The sequence below is a fragment of the Streptomyces sp. BJ20 genome, assembly GCF_022869105.1.
Classification (GTDB): domain Bacteria; phylum Actinomycetota; class Actinomycetes; order Streptomycetales; family Streptomycetaceae; genus Streptomyces; species Streptomyces griseoincarnatus.
The window spans coordinates 2,833,635-2,847,692 of the sequence record NZ_CP094918.1; the positions used below are offsets into that span (position 1 = coordinate 2,833,635).

Annotated in this window: 15 protein-coding genes and 1 tRNA gene; 7 read left to right on the forward strand and 9 right to left on the reverse strand. The window is 73.1% G+C overall.

Annotation, left to right across the window (positions count from 1 at the left end; translation table 11 throughout):
• Positions 1 to 4: 4 nt before the first annotated feature.
• From MTR79_RS12865 to ugpC, 3 genes are read left to right on the forward strand one after another with little or no spacing between them, the layout of a single operon-like run.
• Positions 5 to 925 (forward strand): sugar ABC transporter permease, encoded by a 921-nt coding sequence (locus MTR79_RS12865; RefSeq protein WP_086699176.1) that lies wholly within the window; start codon positions 5 to 7, stop codon positions 923 to 925.
• Complete coding sequence (locus MTR79_RS12870; RefSeq protein ID WP_244790251.1) at positions 925 to 1,758, forward strand: carbohydrate ABC transporter permease; 834 nt, start codon at positions 925 to 927, stop codon at positions 1,756 to 1,758. The genes MTR79_RS12865 and MTR79_RS12870 overlap by 1 nt, the downstream gene beginning before the upstream one ends.
• 25 nt (positions 1,759 to 1,783) lie before the next feature.
• Positions 1,784 to 2,962, forward strand: a complete 1,179-nt coding sequence (ugpC, locus tag MTR79_RS12875) for a sn-glycerol-3-phosphate ABC transporter ATP-binding protein UgpC (protein ID WP_189366674.1) — start codon at positions 1,784 to 1,786, stop codon at positions 2,960 to 2,962.
• 53 nt (positions 2,963 to 3,015) lie between these two features.
• Here the strand turns inward: ugpC and MTR79_RS12880 are convergent, their stop codons facing one another.
• The 5 genes from MTR79_RS12880 to MTR79_RS12900 all read right to left on the reverse strand — a co-directional run bounded on the left by MTR79_RS12880 (position 3,016) and on the right by MTR79_RS12900 (position 6,048).
• Entirely contained in the window at positions 3,016 to 3,543 is a 528-nt protein-coding gene (locus MTR79_RS12880; RefSeq protein WP_189366681.1) for an NUDIX hydrolase family protein, read from the reverse strand.
• 31 nt (positions 3,544 to 3,574) lie between these two features.
• On the reverse strand, positions 3,575 to 4,387 hold the full coding sequence (locus MTR79_RS12885) for an SAM-dependent methyltransferase (RefSeq protein ID WP_086699150.1): 813 nt from the start codon (positions 4,385 to 4,387) through the stop codon (positions 3,575 to 3,577).
• A 139-nt stretch (positions 4,388 to 4,526) separates the two neighbouring features.
• Positions 4,527 to 5,189 carry an endonuclease gene (locus MTR79_RS12890; protein ID WP_244790254.1) on the reverse strand — a complete coding sequence of 221 codons (663 nt, stop codon included), beginning with the start codon at positions 5,187 to 5,189 and terminating at the stop codon, positions 4,527 to 4,529.
• 2 nt (positions 5,190 to 5,191) lie between these two features.
• A complete protein-coding gene (locus MTR79_RS12895) occupies positions 5,192 to 5,524 on the reverse strand; it encodes a DUF3140 domain-containing protein (protein ID WP_086699151.1) in 333 nt (110 codons plus the stop codon).
• Between the two features lie 41 nt (positions 5,525 to 5,565).
• Positions 5,566 to 6,048, reverse strand: coding sequence for a DNA starvation/stationary phase protection protein (locus MTR79_RS12900; protein WP_086699179.1), 483 nt, complete (start codon positions 6,046 to 6,048; stop codon positions 5,566 to 5,568).
• A 275-nt stretch (positions 6,049 to 6,323) separates the two neighbouring features.
• On the opposite strand from MTR79_RS12900, the gene MTR79_RS12905 reads away from it, so the two are divergent.
• A complete protein-coding gene (locus tag MTR79_RS12905) occupies positions 6,324 to 7,511 on the forward strand; it encodes a thiolase family protein (RefSeq protein ID WP_086699152.1) in 1,188 nt (395 codons plus the stop codon).
• 102 nt (positions 7,512 to 7,613) lie between these two features.
• Positions 7,614 to 8,387: a sulfite exporter TauE/SafE family protein gene (locus tag MTR79_RS12910; protein WP_086699154.1), complete on the forward strand. Its 774-nt coding sequence runs from the start codon at positions 7,614 to 7,616 to the stop codon at positions 8,385 to 8,387.
• Between the two features lie 440 nt (positions 8,388 to 8,827).
• On the opposite strand, the gene MTR79_RS12915 is transcribed toward MTR79_RS12910, so the two are convergent.
• Complete coding sequence (locus MTR79_RS12915; RefSeq protein WP_086699155.1) at positions 8,828 to 10,240, reverse strand: diacylglycerol kinase family protein; 1,413 nt, start codon at positions 10,238 to 10,240, stop codon at positions 8,828 to 8,830.
• A gap of 119 nt (positions 10,241 to 10,359) precedes the next feature.
• Here MTR79_RS12915 and MTR79_RS12920 point away from each other — a divergent pair, with 119 nt between their 5' ends.
• Positions 10,360 to 11,118, forward strand: a complete 759-nt coding sequence (locus MTR79_RS12920; protein ID WP_086699157.1) for a cobalt-precorrin-6A reductase — start codon at positions 10,360 to 10,362, stop codon at positions 11,116 to 11,118.
• A gap of 311 nt (positions 11,119 to 11,429) precedes the next feature.
• Here MTR79_RS12920 and cobF read toward each other — a convergent pair whose 3' ends face one another.
• Positions 11,430 to 12,206, reverse strand: a complete 777-nt coding sequence (cobF, locus tag MTR79_RS12925; protein ID WP_244790256.1) for a precorrin-6A synthase (deacetylating) — start codon at positions 12,204 to 12,206, stop codon at positions 11,430 to 11,432.
• A 42-nt stretch (positions 12,207 to 12,248) separates the two neighbouring features.
• Positions 12,249 to 12,794 (reverse strand): DUF309 domain-containing protein, encoded by a 546-nt coding sequence (locus MTR79_RS12930; protein ID WP_244790258.1) that lies wholly within the window; start codon positions 12,792 to 12,794, stop codon positions 12,249 to 12,251.
• Positions 12,795 to 12,922: 128 nt separating this feature from the next.
• Between MTR79_RS12930 and MTR79_RS12935 the strand changes: the two genes are divergently transcribed.
• A tRNA-Pro gene (locus MTR79_RS12935) sits at positions 12,923 to 12,996 on the forward strand.
• A gap of 67 nt (positions 12,997 to 13,063) precedes the next feature.
• On the opposite strand, the gene MTR79_RS12940 is transcribed toward MTR79_RS12935, so the two are convergent.
• Positions 13,064 to 14,005, reverse strand: coding sequence for an endonuclease/exonuclease/phosphatase family protein (locus tag MTR79_RS12940; RefSeq protein ID WP_244790260.1), 942 nt, complete (start codon positions 14,003 to 14,005; stop codon positions 13,064 to 13,066).
• Positions 14,006 to 14,058: the final 53 nt, after the last annotated feature.

A 14,058-nucleotide genomic window follows, 5' to 3' on the forward strand; every position in this document is an offset into this window, starting at 1 on the left:
CACCATGGCAGAGCCGGCGAAGGACGAAGCGAAGGACCAGAAGGCCCTGTCGGCAGGCGCCCGGCAGGAACGGCGCCTCGGCTGGCTGCTGTGCGCGCCCGCCGTGATCGTCATGCTCGCCGTGACCGCCTACCCCATCTGCTACGCGGTCTACCTGTCCCTCCAGCGCTACGACCTGCGCTTCCCCGACCGAGCCGAGTTCATCGGACTCAGCAACTACGGCGCCGTGCTGACCTCACCGTTCTGGTGGGACGCCTTCTGGGTGACGCTGTTCCTGACCGTGGTGTCCGTGACCGTCGAACTGGTCCTCGGCATGGGCCTCGCCCTGGTCATGCACCGCACGCTCTTCGCGCGCGGCACGGTCCGCACCGCGGTCCTCATCCCGTACGGCATCGTCACCGTCGTCGCCGCCTTCTCCTGGCAGTACGCCTGGACCCCCGAACTCGGCTATCTCGCCGGGCTGCTGCCCAGCGGGGAGGCCCCGCTCACCGAGCAGTGGCCCGCCCTGTGGCTGATCATCCTGGCCGAGGTGTGGAAGACCACCCCCTTCATGGCGCTGCTGCTGCTCGCCGGCCTCGCCCTGGTCCCCGAGGAGACGCTGAGAGCCGCGATGGTCGACGGAGCCACCCCCTGGCAGCGGTTCACCAAGGTGATGCTGCCCCTGATGAAACCGGCGATCCTGGTCGCCCTGCTCTTCCGCACCCTGGACGCCTTCCGGATCTTCGACAACATCTACGTCCTCACGGCGGGCGCCCACGGCACCGGATCCCTGTCCATCCTCGGCTACGACAACCTGTTCACCGCGCTGAACCTGGGCATCGGGTCGGCGATCTCGGTCCTGATCTTCATCTGCGTCGGGATCATCGCCTTCACCTTCGTCAAGCTGTTCGGCGCCGCCGCACCGGGCGCGGAGGTGAAGCGCTGATGGCCGCCGCAGGCAGGTCGCACGCGACGCGATGGGGCGTCGTCAACGTCGTGGTGGTGCTGTACGCGCTGTTCCCGGTGTGGTGGATCGTCGCCCTCTCGTTCAAGACGCCCAGCACCCTCACCGACGGCAGCTACATCCCCACCGACTGGACCTGGGAGAACTACAAGGGGATCTTCCGGACCTCCGAGTTCACCCGGGCCCTGATCAACTCGATCGGCATCGCCCTCATCGCCACGGTGATCGCCGTCATCCTCGGCACCATGGCCGCCTACGCGGTGGCCCGGCTGCGGTTCCCCGGCAAGCAGCTGCTCATCGGCATGTCACTGCTGATCGCGATGTTCCCGCCGATCTCCCTGGTGTCCCCGCTGTTCAACATCGAGCGGAGCATCGGCATCTTCGACACCTGGCCCGGGCTGATCATCCCGTACATGACCTTCTCGCTGCCGCTGGCGATCTACACCCTGTCGGCGTTCTTCCGGGAGATCCCCTGGGACCTGGAGAAGGCCGCCAAGGTGGACGGGGCGACGCCCGCGCAGGCGTTCCGGCTGGTCATCGTGCCGCTCGCCGCGCCGGGCGTGTTCACCACCGCCATCCTGGTGTTCATCTTCTGCTGGAACGACTTCCTCTTCGCGATCTCGCTGACCTCCACCGAGTCCGCGCGCACGGTGCCCGCCGCGATCGCGTTCTTCACCGGCAGCTCGCAGTTCCAGCAGCCCACCGGATCGATCGCCGCGGCCGCCGTGGTGATCACCGTCCCGATCATCATCTTCGTCCTGCTCTTCCAGCGGCGGATCGTCGCCGGCCTGACCTCCGGCGCGGTCAAGGGATGAGCCCGAAGGCAAGGAGGCAGCACCCATGGCCGAGATCGTCCTCGAGGGAGTCACCAAGCGCTATCCCGACGGATCCCTCGCCGTGCGGGACGTGGACCTCGAGATCGCCGACGGCGAGTTCGTGATCCTGGTCGGCCCGTCCGGGTGCGGCAAGTCGACCACCCTGAACATGATCGCGGGCCTGGAGGACATCACCGAGGGCACCCTGCGCATCGGCGGACAGGTCGTCAACGACCTCGCGCCCAAGGAGCGCGACGTCGCCATGGTGTTCCAGAGCTACGCCCTCTACCCGCACATGAGCGTGCGGGAGAACATGGGCTTCCCGCTGCGGCTGGCCAAGGTCGACAAGGCCACCATCGACCGCAAGGTGGAGGAGGCCGCCCGGGTGCTCGACCTCGTCGAGTTCCTGGACCGCAAGCCGGCCAACCTCTCCGGCGGTCAGCGCCAGCGGGTCGCGATGGGCCGGGCCATCGTCCGCGACCCCAAGGCGTTCCTCATGGACGAACCCCTGTCCAACCTGGACGCCAAGCTCCGCGTGCAGATGCGCACCCAGATCTCCCGCATCCAGCGCCGCCTGGGCACCACCACCGTGTACGTCACCCACGACCAGACCGAGGCCATGACCCTCGGCGACCGGGTCGTCGTGATGCGCCAGGGCCTGGTGCAGCAGGTCGGCACCCCCGCCGAGCTGTACGACATGCCGCGCAACCTGTTCGTCGCCGGGTTCATCGGCTCCCCGGCGATGAACTTCGTCCAGGCGTCCCTGACCCCGGACACCCTGCGCACCCCGCTCGGCGACCTGCCGCTGGACGACCGTATGCGCCGCGAGCTGGAGCGGCGGGACGCGCCCCGCGAGGTGATCGTGGGACTGCGGCCCGAGGCGTTCGAGGACGCGAGCCTGGCCCGCGACACCGGCGGCCCCGCCGTCACCGTCACCGTGGACGTGCTGGAGTCACTGGGCTCCGACGCCTACGTCCACTTCAGCGCCGAGGGCGGCCCGGTGAGCACCGCCGAACTGGAGGAACTGGCGTCGGACTCGGGCCTGGCGGACACCGGCGCGGGCGGGAACCAGCAGATCGTGGCCCGGCTGGACGCGGCGACCCGCGCCCGCGAGGGACAGCCGATCGAGCTGCGGGTCGACCTCGGCAAGGCGCACGTCTTCGACCCGTCGAACGGCACCAACCTCACCCACCCGGAGAGCTGACACCGAACCGTCCGGACCGCCTTCCCGCCCGGCGGTCCGGACGGCGTCACGCGTCAGATCACGCAGCCCGCGTGCGCCAGCGCCTGCTTCAGCAGCACCCCGTGCCCGCCCGGCATCTCGCTCTGCACCGCCCGCGACACGGCCTCCTGCGGGGTGAACCACACCAGGTCCAGCGCGTCCTGCCGGGGCCGGCAGTCACCGGTCACCGGCACGATGTACGCCAGCGACACCGCGTGCTGCCGGGGGTCGTGGAACGGGGTGACCCCCTGGGTGGGGAAGTACTCGGCGACGGTGAACGGCTGCAACGACGCCGGGACCCGGGGGAGCGCCACCGGGCCGAGGTCCTTCTCCAGATGACGCAGCAGCGCGTCACGCACCCGCTCGTGGTGCAGCACCCGGCCGGAGACCAGGGTCCGGCTGACCGTCCCGTCGGGCCCGATGCGCAGCAGCAGACCGACACTGGTGACCTCACCACTGTCGTCCACACGCACGGGGACGGCCTCGACGTACAGGATCGGCATCTGGGCGCGTGCCTGCTCCAGGTCGTCGGAGGACAGCCAGCCCGGCGTGGTCTCGGTCATGTCAGACATTTTTTGATCATACTTTCGGGGGTCAGGGCTTCACGGCCACCGCGCCGTACTGGGGCACCACCGGCTCGGCGCCGGGTTCGGCGCGCCACCGGGAGCAGGAGACCAGACCGGGCTCGATCAGCTCCAGTCCGTCGAAGAACGCGGTGACGTCCGCCGCGCCACGGGCCGTGAGCGGGGGAGTGGCGTTCGCGTTCCAGAACTCCATCGCCGGCACCTGGAGTTCCCCGCCCACCTCGGGGTCGAACGTCGGGTGGGTGAGCACCAGGAAGCTGCCGGAAGGCACCTCCGCCATGATGCGGCGCACGATCGCCCGGGCCTTCTCCGTGTCCAGCACGAAGTTGAGGATGCCGAGCAGCATCACCGCGACCGGCTTCGAGAAGTCCAGCGTCGCGGACGCCCGCTCCACGATGGCGCCCGGGTCGTGGACGTCGGCGTCGATGTAGTCGGTGGCGCCCTCGGACGTGCCGGTCAGCAGGGTCCGGGCGTGGACGAGGACGATCGGGTCGTTGTCGACGTAGACGATCCGCGCGTCCGGCGCGATGCGCTGCGCGATCTCGTGGGTGTTGTCCGCCGTCGGCAGGCCCGTGCCGATGTCGAGGAACTGCCGCACCCCTCGTTCGCGTGTCAGATACGTGACCGCGCGGCCCAGGAAGTCCCGGTCCGCGCGGGCGATGTCCCGGATGACCGGGATGATCGACGCGACGTGGTCCCCGACCTGCTGGTCGACCTCGTAGTTGTCCTTGCCGCCGATCCAGTAGTTCCACACGCGCGCGTTGTGCGCCACACCGGTGTTCAGCCTCGCCGAGCCGCTCGTCGGGGTGTGGCTCTCACTCAACGGTCTCTCCCTCTCCCTCGCCCGCGTCCTGCCCGTACGGGCCGACCCGGCCATTGTGCATCGCGGTGATCACATTGTCCCGGGAACGGACCGGGTCGCCCCGTGAACCGGGGCGACCCGTAGGGAAGCTGAGCGCCTGTCAGCGGGATTCCGCTCTGCGCAGGGTGTCCTCGGCGACGTCCTTGTCGAGCGCGGCGCGCACCAGTGCCGAGGAGAGCACGGCAGGTTCAGTCCGGCCCGCGAGACCGAGCAGCCGGTCCGGGTCCTCCGGCAGCCCGAGCCGTCGGGCGCCCCGCAGCGCCTTGGCGTCCACCAGCGGGGCCGCCTCGGGCCACACCGCCTGCACCTCGCGCAGGAAGATGCCCGCGCCGGACGGGCCGATGCCGGGGAACTCCTGCAGCAGACGCCGCAGTTCGTCGACGTCACCGGCCGCCTCCGCGCGCAGCCGGCGCAGGTCGCCGCCCCAGCGGTTCAGCAACAGCTCTGCCGCCTCGCCGAGTTGGGTGGCGGTGCGCTCGTCGTAGCGCCGGTAACCGCCCCGGCCGAGGGCGTCGACCCGCTCCTGCCACGACGCGTCCGCCATCCGGCGCGCGTCGCGCAGCCCCGCCTCGTGCAGGGCTCGGGCGGTGGCCACGGCGACCGAGCCGCGGATGCGCGCGCTCAGCAGATGGGCCAGCACCAGCAGCCGGTACAGCGGCTGCGGCGTGTCCCGCAGGGCGATCCCCGCCTCGTGCGCGTACGTCTCGCCGTGCGCGTCGACGAGGACGCGCACCACGGCCCGTTCGCCGTCGCGGCCGGCCACGGTCACGCCTTGAGCGGGTCGTGGCCCAGAGTCATCAGACGGTGGCGGCGGGCGGTGTCGCCGGCCACCGGCTCGTTCTCCGGGTCCGTCTCGTCCTGGACGGCGTTCACGACCTCCTCCATCACGCGCAGGTCGTCCTCGGTGAGGTCGGTGCGGCGCTTCTGGAGGATGGCCAGGACGTGCTGTCCCGTGTCGCTGCCGGCCTGGTCCGGCAGCGGCTCCGTCGTCTCGCCGGCGTCACCGACCCGCAGCCATGCGGCCAGCTCCGCCGACGTCATGTTCACCGCGCGGTGGAAGTCCTCCCACAGCGCGTCCATCTCGAGGGCGTCGGTCATCGTGTGCCCCTTCGTTCGCGTGCCTCGTGCGTCCGGGGTTCTCAGGACTCCCGGGGGTGGTTCTCCGCCTCGAACATCCAGCGCTGCTTCTCCAGGTCGGCGGTGACGGAGATCAGCAGGTCCTGCGTGACCAGGTCGGCCTTCTCGGTGGCGTCGATGCGCTCGCGCAGCCGCGCGATCGCCGCGCCGAGGGCGTCGGTCATGACCTCGACGGCCTCCGAGTCGCGCAGCCAGCCCTCCGCGGGCGCCGGCAGGGAGAAGACCTTGGCGATCGTCTCCGGGCGGCCGTCCGGCGGCACGCCGATGGCCGAGGCGCGCTCCGCCACCGTGTCGGCGTGCGTGCGCGCGGCCGAGACCACCTCGTCCAGCTGCAGGTGAACCGAGCGGAACCGCGGCCCCACGACGTTCCAGTGCGCCTGCTTGCCGATCAGGGACAGTCCGAGCAGGTCGATCAGGGTCTCCTGGAGGGCCTCGCCGGAAATGCGGCGGGCCTCGTCCGGAAGCGTGCTCCTCACGACGGTCATGAAGTGGTGTTCCTCCCAGTTGATGCGCTCGTGGCGCGAGGGCGGGGACCCGCGGGCGATGCCGGCACGGGCCGCGCTCCGCGACCACTCCGTGAACGCGCGGGTGCCCCCGGCCCACCGGGACAAACCCGGCCGGCGGTACGGCGGGACCGGCCGTGACCTCCAGGATCTTCCCCGGGAGGGGCTGGGCGGTCTATAGTCCGAAACTAGCGGTGCTAATTAAGTGAGCCGCCGATCGGCAGCCCGGCCGTCGGCTTCCGGAGCAGGAGTCCCCGTTGCGTCCCGTCCACTTCGCGGCCGCCCGCCGCACCCCCATCGGCAAACTGCGCGGAGCCCTCTCCGGCGTACGGCCCGACGACCTCGCCGCCACGGTGATCCGCGGCCTGGTCGCCGATGTGCCCGCGCTGGACCCGGCCCGCGTCGACGACGTCTACTGGGGCGCCGCCAACCAGGCCGGCGAGGACAACCGCAACGTCGCCCGCATGGCCGCCCTGCTCGCCGGCCTCCCCGAGTCCGTCCCCGGCGCCACCGTCAACCGCCTCTGCGCCTCGGGCCTGGAGGCCGTCACCACCGCCGCCCGCACCATCGCGGCCGGCGAGGCCGACATCGTGATCGCCGGCGGCTCCGAGTCCATGAGCCGCGCCCCCTTCGTGCTGCCCCGCCCCGACGAGGCGCTCCCGCACCGCATGGACACGTACGACACCCGGCTCGGCTGGCGGCTGGTCAACCCGGCCATGAAGGAACTTCACGGCCTGCTGGCGATGGGTGAGACCGCGGAGGAGGTCGCCGGACGGTACGGCATCTCGCGCGAACGGCAGGACGAGTTCGCCCTGCGCAGCCACCGGCGCGCGGCCGACGCCCGCGGACACGGCCACTTCGCCGACGAACTGCTGCCGGTGACCCGCCCGGACGGCGTGGTCGTCGACGCCGACGAATGCGTCCGCGAGGACACCTCCCTGGAGAAGCTCGGCCGGCTCAAGCCCGTGTTCCGCGCGGGCGGCTCGGTCACCGCGGGCAACGCCTCCCCGATGAACGACGGCGCCGCCGGGCTGATCCTGGTCAGCGAGGAGGCGCTCGACGACCTGGGTCTGGAGTCGCTCGGCCGCTACGTCGCCGGCGGCTCGGCGGGTGTCCATCCGGACGTCATGGGCATCGGCCCCGTCCCCGCCACCCGCAAGGTGCTCGCCCGCGCCGGCTGGGACATCGGGGACATCCAGGAGGCCGAGTTCAACGAGGCGTTCGCCGCGCAGGCGCTGGCCTGCGTCGACCAGCTCGGCATCGACCCGGAGCGGGTGAACCCGGACGGCGGGGCCATCGCCCTCGGCCACCCGCTGGGCTGCTCCGGCGCCCGCATCCTCACCACCCTGCTGCACCGCATGCGCCGCACCGGCGCCGAACGGGGCCTCGCCACCATGTGCGTGGGGGTGGGTCAGGGCAGCGCGGTGCTCGTCGAACGCCACTGACGCACGGCCTTCGCGGCAACCTCCGCGGCGGGCGGCCGGGAGGTCACCAGCTGGGACGCGGCTTACCGGCGGCCGACGCCCGCACGTAGCATCGGTCGCCGCATGAACACCATGACCCTCTGGGACCTCACCGGCTGGGAATTCGCGGCCCTTTCCTTCGCGGCCCTGCTCGTCGGGTTCTCCAAGACCGCCGTCAGCGGCGCGAACACGGTGAGTCTCGCCGTGTTCGCCGCCGTCCTGCCCGCCCGCGCGTCCACCGGCGTGCTGCTGCCCATCCTGATCGCCGGGGACGTCCTGGCCGTGCTGACCTACCGGCGGCACGCGCACTGGCCCACCCTGTGGCGGCTGTTCCCCGCCGTCGCGGCGGGCGTGGTCGTCGGCACGGTCTTCCTCGTATGGGCGGACGACGGGATCGTACGGACCTCGATCGGGGCGATCCTGTTGCTGATGGCCGGGGTCACGGTGTGGCGACGGCGCCGCGCCGACACCGAGGACGAACCCGACGGGGTGACCACCCGGGCCGGCCGCGTCAAGGCCCGCTCCTACGGCGTCCTCGGCGGCTTCACCACCATGGTCGCCAACGCGGGCGGCCCGGTGATGTCGATGTACCTGCTCTCGGCCGGCTTCCGCAAGCTGGGCTTCCTCGGCACGTCGGCGTTCTTCTTCCTCATCGTCAACACGTCCAAGCTGCCGTTCAGCGCGGGCCTCGGCCTGATCGACGCGGACTCGCTGCTGCTGGACGCGGCGCTGGTCCTGTTCGTGGTGCCGGGCGCCTTCCTCGGCAAGTGGGCGGTGACGCGGATCAACCAACGGCTGTTCGAGCAACTGGTCATCGCGGCGACGGTGGTGGGGGGACTGCAGTTGCTGCTGAGGTGAGTGCCCGGGTGCACACCCGGGCGGCTGTCTCGTCCGGCTGGACGGCGCGGCTGTCGGGCCCGTGCGGGCGGCAGGAGGGGCGGGCGACCCGCCGGACGCTTGGGGGCGCGGTCGGCCGGTCCCGGCGGAGGACGGAGCGCCTGCGCGGTGAGGCGGAGCCCGGCAGGCCCCGTGCGCGGGCCGGGGCGCTCCCGATCGGCAGCCGGCCGGGGGCGGAGGAGGCGAGCTACGCCGCCCCGCCCATGCGGGATGCGACGCTCGCGGCGTCGTACCGCTCCTGCGGGTGCGGTAGGGGTGTGCCGCGTCGGCTCGCCTGGCGGGAGCTCGACGGCCGCTGCGCGCTCCAGGCGCGCTCGGCCGTCGAGGGCCGCAGGCATCGTCGGGAGGCCGCCTCTCCCATGGGTGATGCCAGTGTTCGGCCGTGCAGGCAGGGCACGTGCTCAGGTGTCGGACGGGCCGCCCGGGGGTGTCGTCTCCTTGTCGGCCTCCGCATGCCGTGACCTGTGGCGGGGCCAGTGGAGGTGGGTGGGCGCCGCCGTGCGGCCTACCGTCGCGGCCAGCTTGCGGAGGCGGCGCCAGTCCAGGCGAGGCGGGCCGGGGGCGACGCCCGGGCGTTTGCGTGGGACGCGGACGCGGAGGGCGCCCGGGGCGATGCGGCAGTGGACCGGCGCGGGCAGGACCATCGCCTCGCCGTCGACGCCCGCCTCGATCTCGTCCCGGTCCGCCTCGATGACCACCTCCGGCGCCGTCAGCACCGTCAGCCCCGCCGGTTCCGGGTTCAGCAGCAGCGCGGCCGCGCTGATCGCGCCCTCCACCTTCACCCCGAGGACGCCCAGCGTCCCCGAGTCCAGCCGCTCGCGCCGCCCGAGCCCGAACGGGTCGCCGGTGCGGTACGGGTTGTTGCTGACCAGCACCGCCTGCGGAGCCGTCAGCGTGTTGTCACCGGCGCGGACGAGCAGGCGGGGCCCCTGCTGCCCGGTGAGCAGGTCCGGCAGCATCTCCAGACTCGTGCCGATCTTGTCGTCCCGGTACGCGGGACTCTGCACGATCGCCGCGTACGCGCCGAACGACGCGTTGTTCACGAACGGCTGGTCCCCGGCGAACCCCAGGTCCACCCGGAGCTCCACCCCGTCCGTCAGCGCGTCCAGACACGCCGCCGGGTCCCCCCGGTCCAGGCCGAGGTCGAGGGCGAAATGGTTGCGGGTGCCCGCGCTGATCACCAGGAACGGGACGTCGTGCTCCGCGGCCACGGCCGCGACCAGCGCCTGGGTTCCGTCGCCGCCCGCCGCGCCGAGCAGGTCCGCGCCGTCGGCGACGGCCCGCCGGGCCAGCTCGGTCACGTCGTGCTGCTGCCCCGGCTCCAGCAGCACCACCCGCGCGCCCAGCCGCTCCGCCTTCTCCCGCAGCCGGAACCGGCCCACCTTGCCGCCGCCCGACCGCGGATTCATGATCAGTACAGGCTTCCGGGGCGGCGGCAGGCGACGTTCACGCGCCGGGGTGTGCCCGCCCGTCCCGCGCAGCGCGTACCTTCCGCTCCACACCGCGAGACCCCACAGCGCCAGGGACACCAGCAACGCCCAGAACAACGTCACCGCGAACAGCGCCAGCAGCCCCGCCGGCACGCATACCGCGACCAGTGCGGCCCCCCACCGCAGCGGCCCGCGCAACGTCAGCGTCCACCACACGGCCGCCGCGCTGAGCCCCAGCCCGGCCACCCCGAGCACCAGGAGCAGCAGTCCGCGCAGCCCGCCGTAGACAAGGGGGGCCGCCACCGCGAGCGCCGCCGCGAGCAACGCCCCCCGCGCCGCCCACCGCTGGGCGTGATAGCCCCGACTGCTCCAGTCCACGCCCATGACTCCTTAAGTCGTCAGGCGTCATCGTAGGGCGAACGGCACGGGCGTGCGGGACGACGGCGATCTTCGGCCTCCGGGCCGCCTCCGGCCGCCGTACCCGGGGCCCGTACGCTCGGCGCATGTCCCCGCACGTGCTGATCCTCGGCGGCACCACCGAAGCGCGCCGGCTCGCCGCCGCGCTGACCGCCCGCCCCGGGGTCCGGGTCACCACCTCGCTCGCCGGACGCGTGTCCCGGCCGGGCGCGCTCGACGGCGAGGTACGCGTCGGCGGTTTCGGCGGCCCCGACGGACTCGCGGCCTGGCTCCGTGAGGAGAGCGTGGACGCCGTCGTCGACGCGACGCACCCGTTCGCCGCGACGATCACAGGGAACGCGGCCGCCGCCACCGCCGCCGCGCGGGTGCCTCTGCTGGTGCTGCGCCGCCCCGGCTGGCAGCCGGGCCGCGGCGACCGCTGGCACCCGGTCCCGTCCCTGGAGGCGGCCGCCGCCGTGCTGCCCGCACTCGGGCGCCGGGTGTTCCTGTCCACCGGGCGTCTCGGCCTCGCCGCCTTCGCCGGACTCACGGAGCTGAGCTTCGTCGTACGGTCGGTCGAACCCCCCGAGCCGCCGCTGCCACCGCACACGCACGTCCTGCTGGCGCGCGGCCCGTTCACCGTGGCCGACGAGACGGCACTGCTGCGCGAGCACCGCGTCGACGTGCTGGTGACGAAGGACAGCGGCGGCGCGGCAACCTCGGCGAAACTCGCCGCCGCCCGGGACCTCGGCCTCCCCGTCGTGGTCGTCCGCCGCCCGCCCCTGCCGGAGGACGTCACCGCGCTCCCGGACGTGCCGGCGGTGCTGAACCGGCTGGACGCGGCGCTCGGCCGCCGGTCCCGTTAGACCTGCGGTCCCGGAGAGCGGCACGCCCTTCGCGCACGTGCGGCGACGCCCCACGGCATCGGGCGCGCCGGGCGGTCGCCACCCGCCCCGGGCGCCCGGGCCGACGCCCCTGTCCGGTCGACAACCGCCCCGGAGGGACCCACTGTGATGGTCGCGACCGCCCGCCGCGCGAAGCGGGCCGGCGACGGGAGTGCGCTGAGGAGCCGGGGGTGTCGCGCGCCCACGGTGAGGGTCTGGTCGAGACCACGACGGACCACTCCCGGCCCACCACCCCGGCCCTCACCCGCCGACCGGACCCGCCCCCGCAGGTCCTAACGCCCGCCGGGGGAGCGGCGCAGCAGATACGTGTCCATGATCCACCCCTTGCGCTCCCGCGCCTCGGCGCGCAGCCGCTCGATGCGCGGGGCGGCGTCGGCGACCGGACCGGAGACCAGGATCTCGTCCGGGGTGCCGATGTACGCGCCCCAGTAGATGTCGACGTCCTCGTCGGCGAAGGCACGGAAACGCTGGTGCGCGTCCAGCATCACCACCACGTCGTCCACGCCCTCCGGGAATCCCTCCTCGGCGAGCCGCCGTCCCGTGGTGATCTGCACCGGGCGCGCCACCCGGTTGAGGCCCGTGCGGTGCCGGGCGACGAGGGCCGAGACGCTGCTGACGCCCGGCACGACGTCGTAGTCGAAGGCGACCGTGGCCCGCTCCCGCACCTCCTCGAGGATGCCGAGCGTGCTGTCGTACAGCGCCGGGTCGCCCCACACCAGGAACGCGCCGGTCTCGTCCTCGCCCAGTTCCTGCGCGATCATCCGCTCGTAGATGTCGGCACGGGCGCTGCGCCAGTCGCCGACGGCGGGGGAGTAGGCCGAGCCGCCCGCCGAGCGGTCCCGCTCCGGGTCCCGCTCCTCGACGACGCGGTAGGTCCGGTCCGCCAGATGCGTCTCCAGCATGTCCCGGCGCAGCCGCGTCAGGTCAGCCTTCGCCTCGCCCTTGTCGAGCAGGAAGAACACGTCCGTGTCCCGCATGGCCCTGACCGCCTGCAGGGTGAGCTGGCCGGGGTCGCCCGCGCCGATACCGATCACATGAAGAGTCCGCACGCCCCGAGTCTGCCGCACGCCCTCCGCCGCCCGGCACCCAGGTCAGGCGGCGCCGCGCAGCCGGGGCGCCCGCGCGCCCGCGTCCACCGGAACGCCCTCCCCGCGCTCCACCTCCGCCGCCAGTTCCCGCGCCCAGGCGATCACCGACGCCAGGTCGATCCCGTGCGGCCGGAGCTCACCGCCCGCCGCCCACTCCTCGGCCGCGCCCGCCCCTCGCCGCAGCAGCCGCGCCCCGCCGGTGACGTTCCCACGCGCCGCGTGGGTGAGCCCCACCGCCATCTGGGCCAGCCCCCGCCACAGTTCCCGCTCCTCCTCGGGACCCGACTTCCAGGCGTCCTCGAACACCTCGTGCGCGTGGAACGGCTTGCCCTCGTTCAGCAGCCGCTGCGCCTCGCGGACGCTCTCCTCCGGCCGCCGCACCACCCCTTCCGGCTGCCGGGGCACGCCCTCCTCGCCGTACGGCAGGGGCCGCCCGAGTCCGTCGCGCGGGCGGGCGTTGCGTGCCCGGCCCTCGTCGTCGCGGTCCCGCCCGGCGGGCGCGCGGCCGGTGGACCGGTGGTCGGTGGATGTGCTGTCCGTGGTGCCCATACGGCCGATTGTGCCCCGGCCCGGCGCACCGATTCGTGCCCCGCCTCCCGGCCCGGCTTCGGTCCGGCGTCGGCTGTGCGGTAAAGTGCTCCTCGCGCGATCACGCGGTTCACCCGTGCGACGCGCACCGGGACGTGGCGCAGCTTGGTAGCGCACTTGACTGGGGGTCAAGGGGTCGCAGGTTCAAATCCTGTCGTCCCGACTTGCGAGACAGCGGGTCGTCGGGCCGTATCGGAGCATTCCGGTACGGCCCTTCTCGCGTCCGCGCCTCAGCCGAGCCCGATCCGGGCCCGCACCGGCAGGTGGTCGCTCCCCGTGGCGGGCAGGGTGTCGATCCCGTGCACCGTCGCCGAGCGGGCCATCACCTGGTCGATCCGCACCAGCGGCGGCCCCGCCGGGAAGCTGAACGCGAACCCGCGCCGTGGTACCTCCAGCCGGGACGTCAGCGGTTCCAGACCCCGGTCGTCGACCGTGCCGTTCAGATCGCCCAGCAGGACCACCCGCTCCAGCGGCTCCGCCGCCACCTCCCGTCCGAGCCGTTCGGCGCTCTCGTCACGCCGGGCCGACGTCATCCCGCGCGGCCCGATCCGCACCGACGGCAGATGCGCCACGTACACCGCGACCTCCCCGTGCGGTGTGGCGGCCACCGCCCGCAGCCCCCGGCTCCACGGCTCGGTCAGGCCCGCCGGCTTGATGTCCGCCGTCCGCGCGCCGCTCAGCGGGTACCGCGACCACAGCCCGACGGTGCCGCGCACCACGTGGTGCGGATAGCGCGCGGCGAGGACCCGCTCGTACGAGGGCAGCGCGTCCGGCACCAGTTCCTCCAGCGCGATCAGGTCCGCGCCGGAGCCCGCGAGGGCGTGGGCCGTGCCCGCCGGGTCGGGGTTCTCGTCGGAGACGTTGTGCTGCACCACGACCAGATCGCGCGGCCCGGCCGGGTACGCGGGGAGGAGCAGGTCACCGAAGTGACGCGTCCACACCGCGACGGGCAGCAGCACGGCCACCAGGACGACGGGCGACCTGCGCACCAGGCCGTACAGGAACAGGGGGACGACCGCCAGGCCGAGCCACGGCAGGAACGACTCCAGCAGGCTGCCCACCCGGCCCGGCGTGTTCGGCACCGCCCGGTGGAACGCGAGCAGCCCCGCAGTCAGTACGGCCAGGGCTGCGGGCACCCGCCCCCGGGTCGGGCGGGGTTTCGCGATGTCCACCGGGCGTCCCCTTCGCGCGTCGTGATGATCAGTGCTGATCGTACGGACGCGCG

What these genes read in the sequence shown, in the direction of transcription:
- MTR79_RS12865 (WP_086699176.1), top strand. Translation starts at nt 5, where the DNA reads ATGGCAGAGCCGGCGAAGGACGAAGCGAAGGACCAGAAGGCCCTGTCG.
- MTR79_RS12870 (WP_244790251.1), top strand. Translation starts at nt 925, where the DNA reads ATGGCCGCCGCAGGCAGGTCGCACGCGACGCGATGGGGCGTCGTCAAC.
- ugpC (WP_189366674.1), top strand. Translation starts at nt 1,784, where the DNA reads ATGGCCGAGATCGTCCTCGAGGGAGTCACCAAGCGCTATCCCGACGGA.
- MTR79_RS12880 (WP_189366681.1), bottom strand. Translation starts at nt 3,543, where the DNA reads ATGACCGAGACCACGCCGGGCTGGCTGTCCTCCGACGACCTGGAGCAG.
- MTR79_RS12895 (WP_086699151.1), bottom strand. Translation starts at nt 5,524, where the DNA reads ATGACCGACGCCCTCGAGATGGACGCGCTGTGGGAGGACTTCCACCGC.
- MTR79_RS12900 (WP_086699179.1), bottom strand. Translation starts at nt 6,048, where the DNA reads ATGACCGTCGTGAGGAGCACGCTTCCGGACGAGGCCCGCCGCATTTCC.
- MTR79_RS12910 (WP_086699154.1), top strand. Translation starts at nt 7,614, where the DNA reads ATGAACACCATGACCCTCTGGGACCTCACCGGCTGGGAATTCGCGGCC.
- MTR79_RS12915 (WP_086699155.1), bottom strand. Translation starts at nt 10,240, where the DNA reads ATGGGCGTGGACTGGAGCAGTCGGGGCTATCACGCCCAGCGGTGGGCG.
- MTR79_RS12920 (WP_086699157.1), top strand. Translation starts at nt 10,360, where the DNA reads ATGTCCCCGCACGTGCTGATCCTCGGCGGCACCACCGAAGCGCGCCGG.
- MTR79_RS12930 (WP_244790258.1), bottom strand. Translation starts at nt 12,794, where the DNA reads ATGGGCACCACGGACAGCACATCCACCGACCACCGGTCCACCGGCCGC.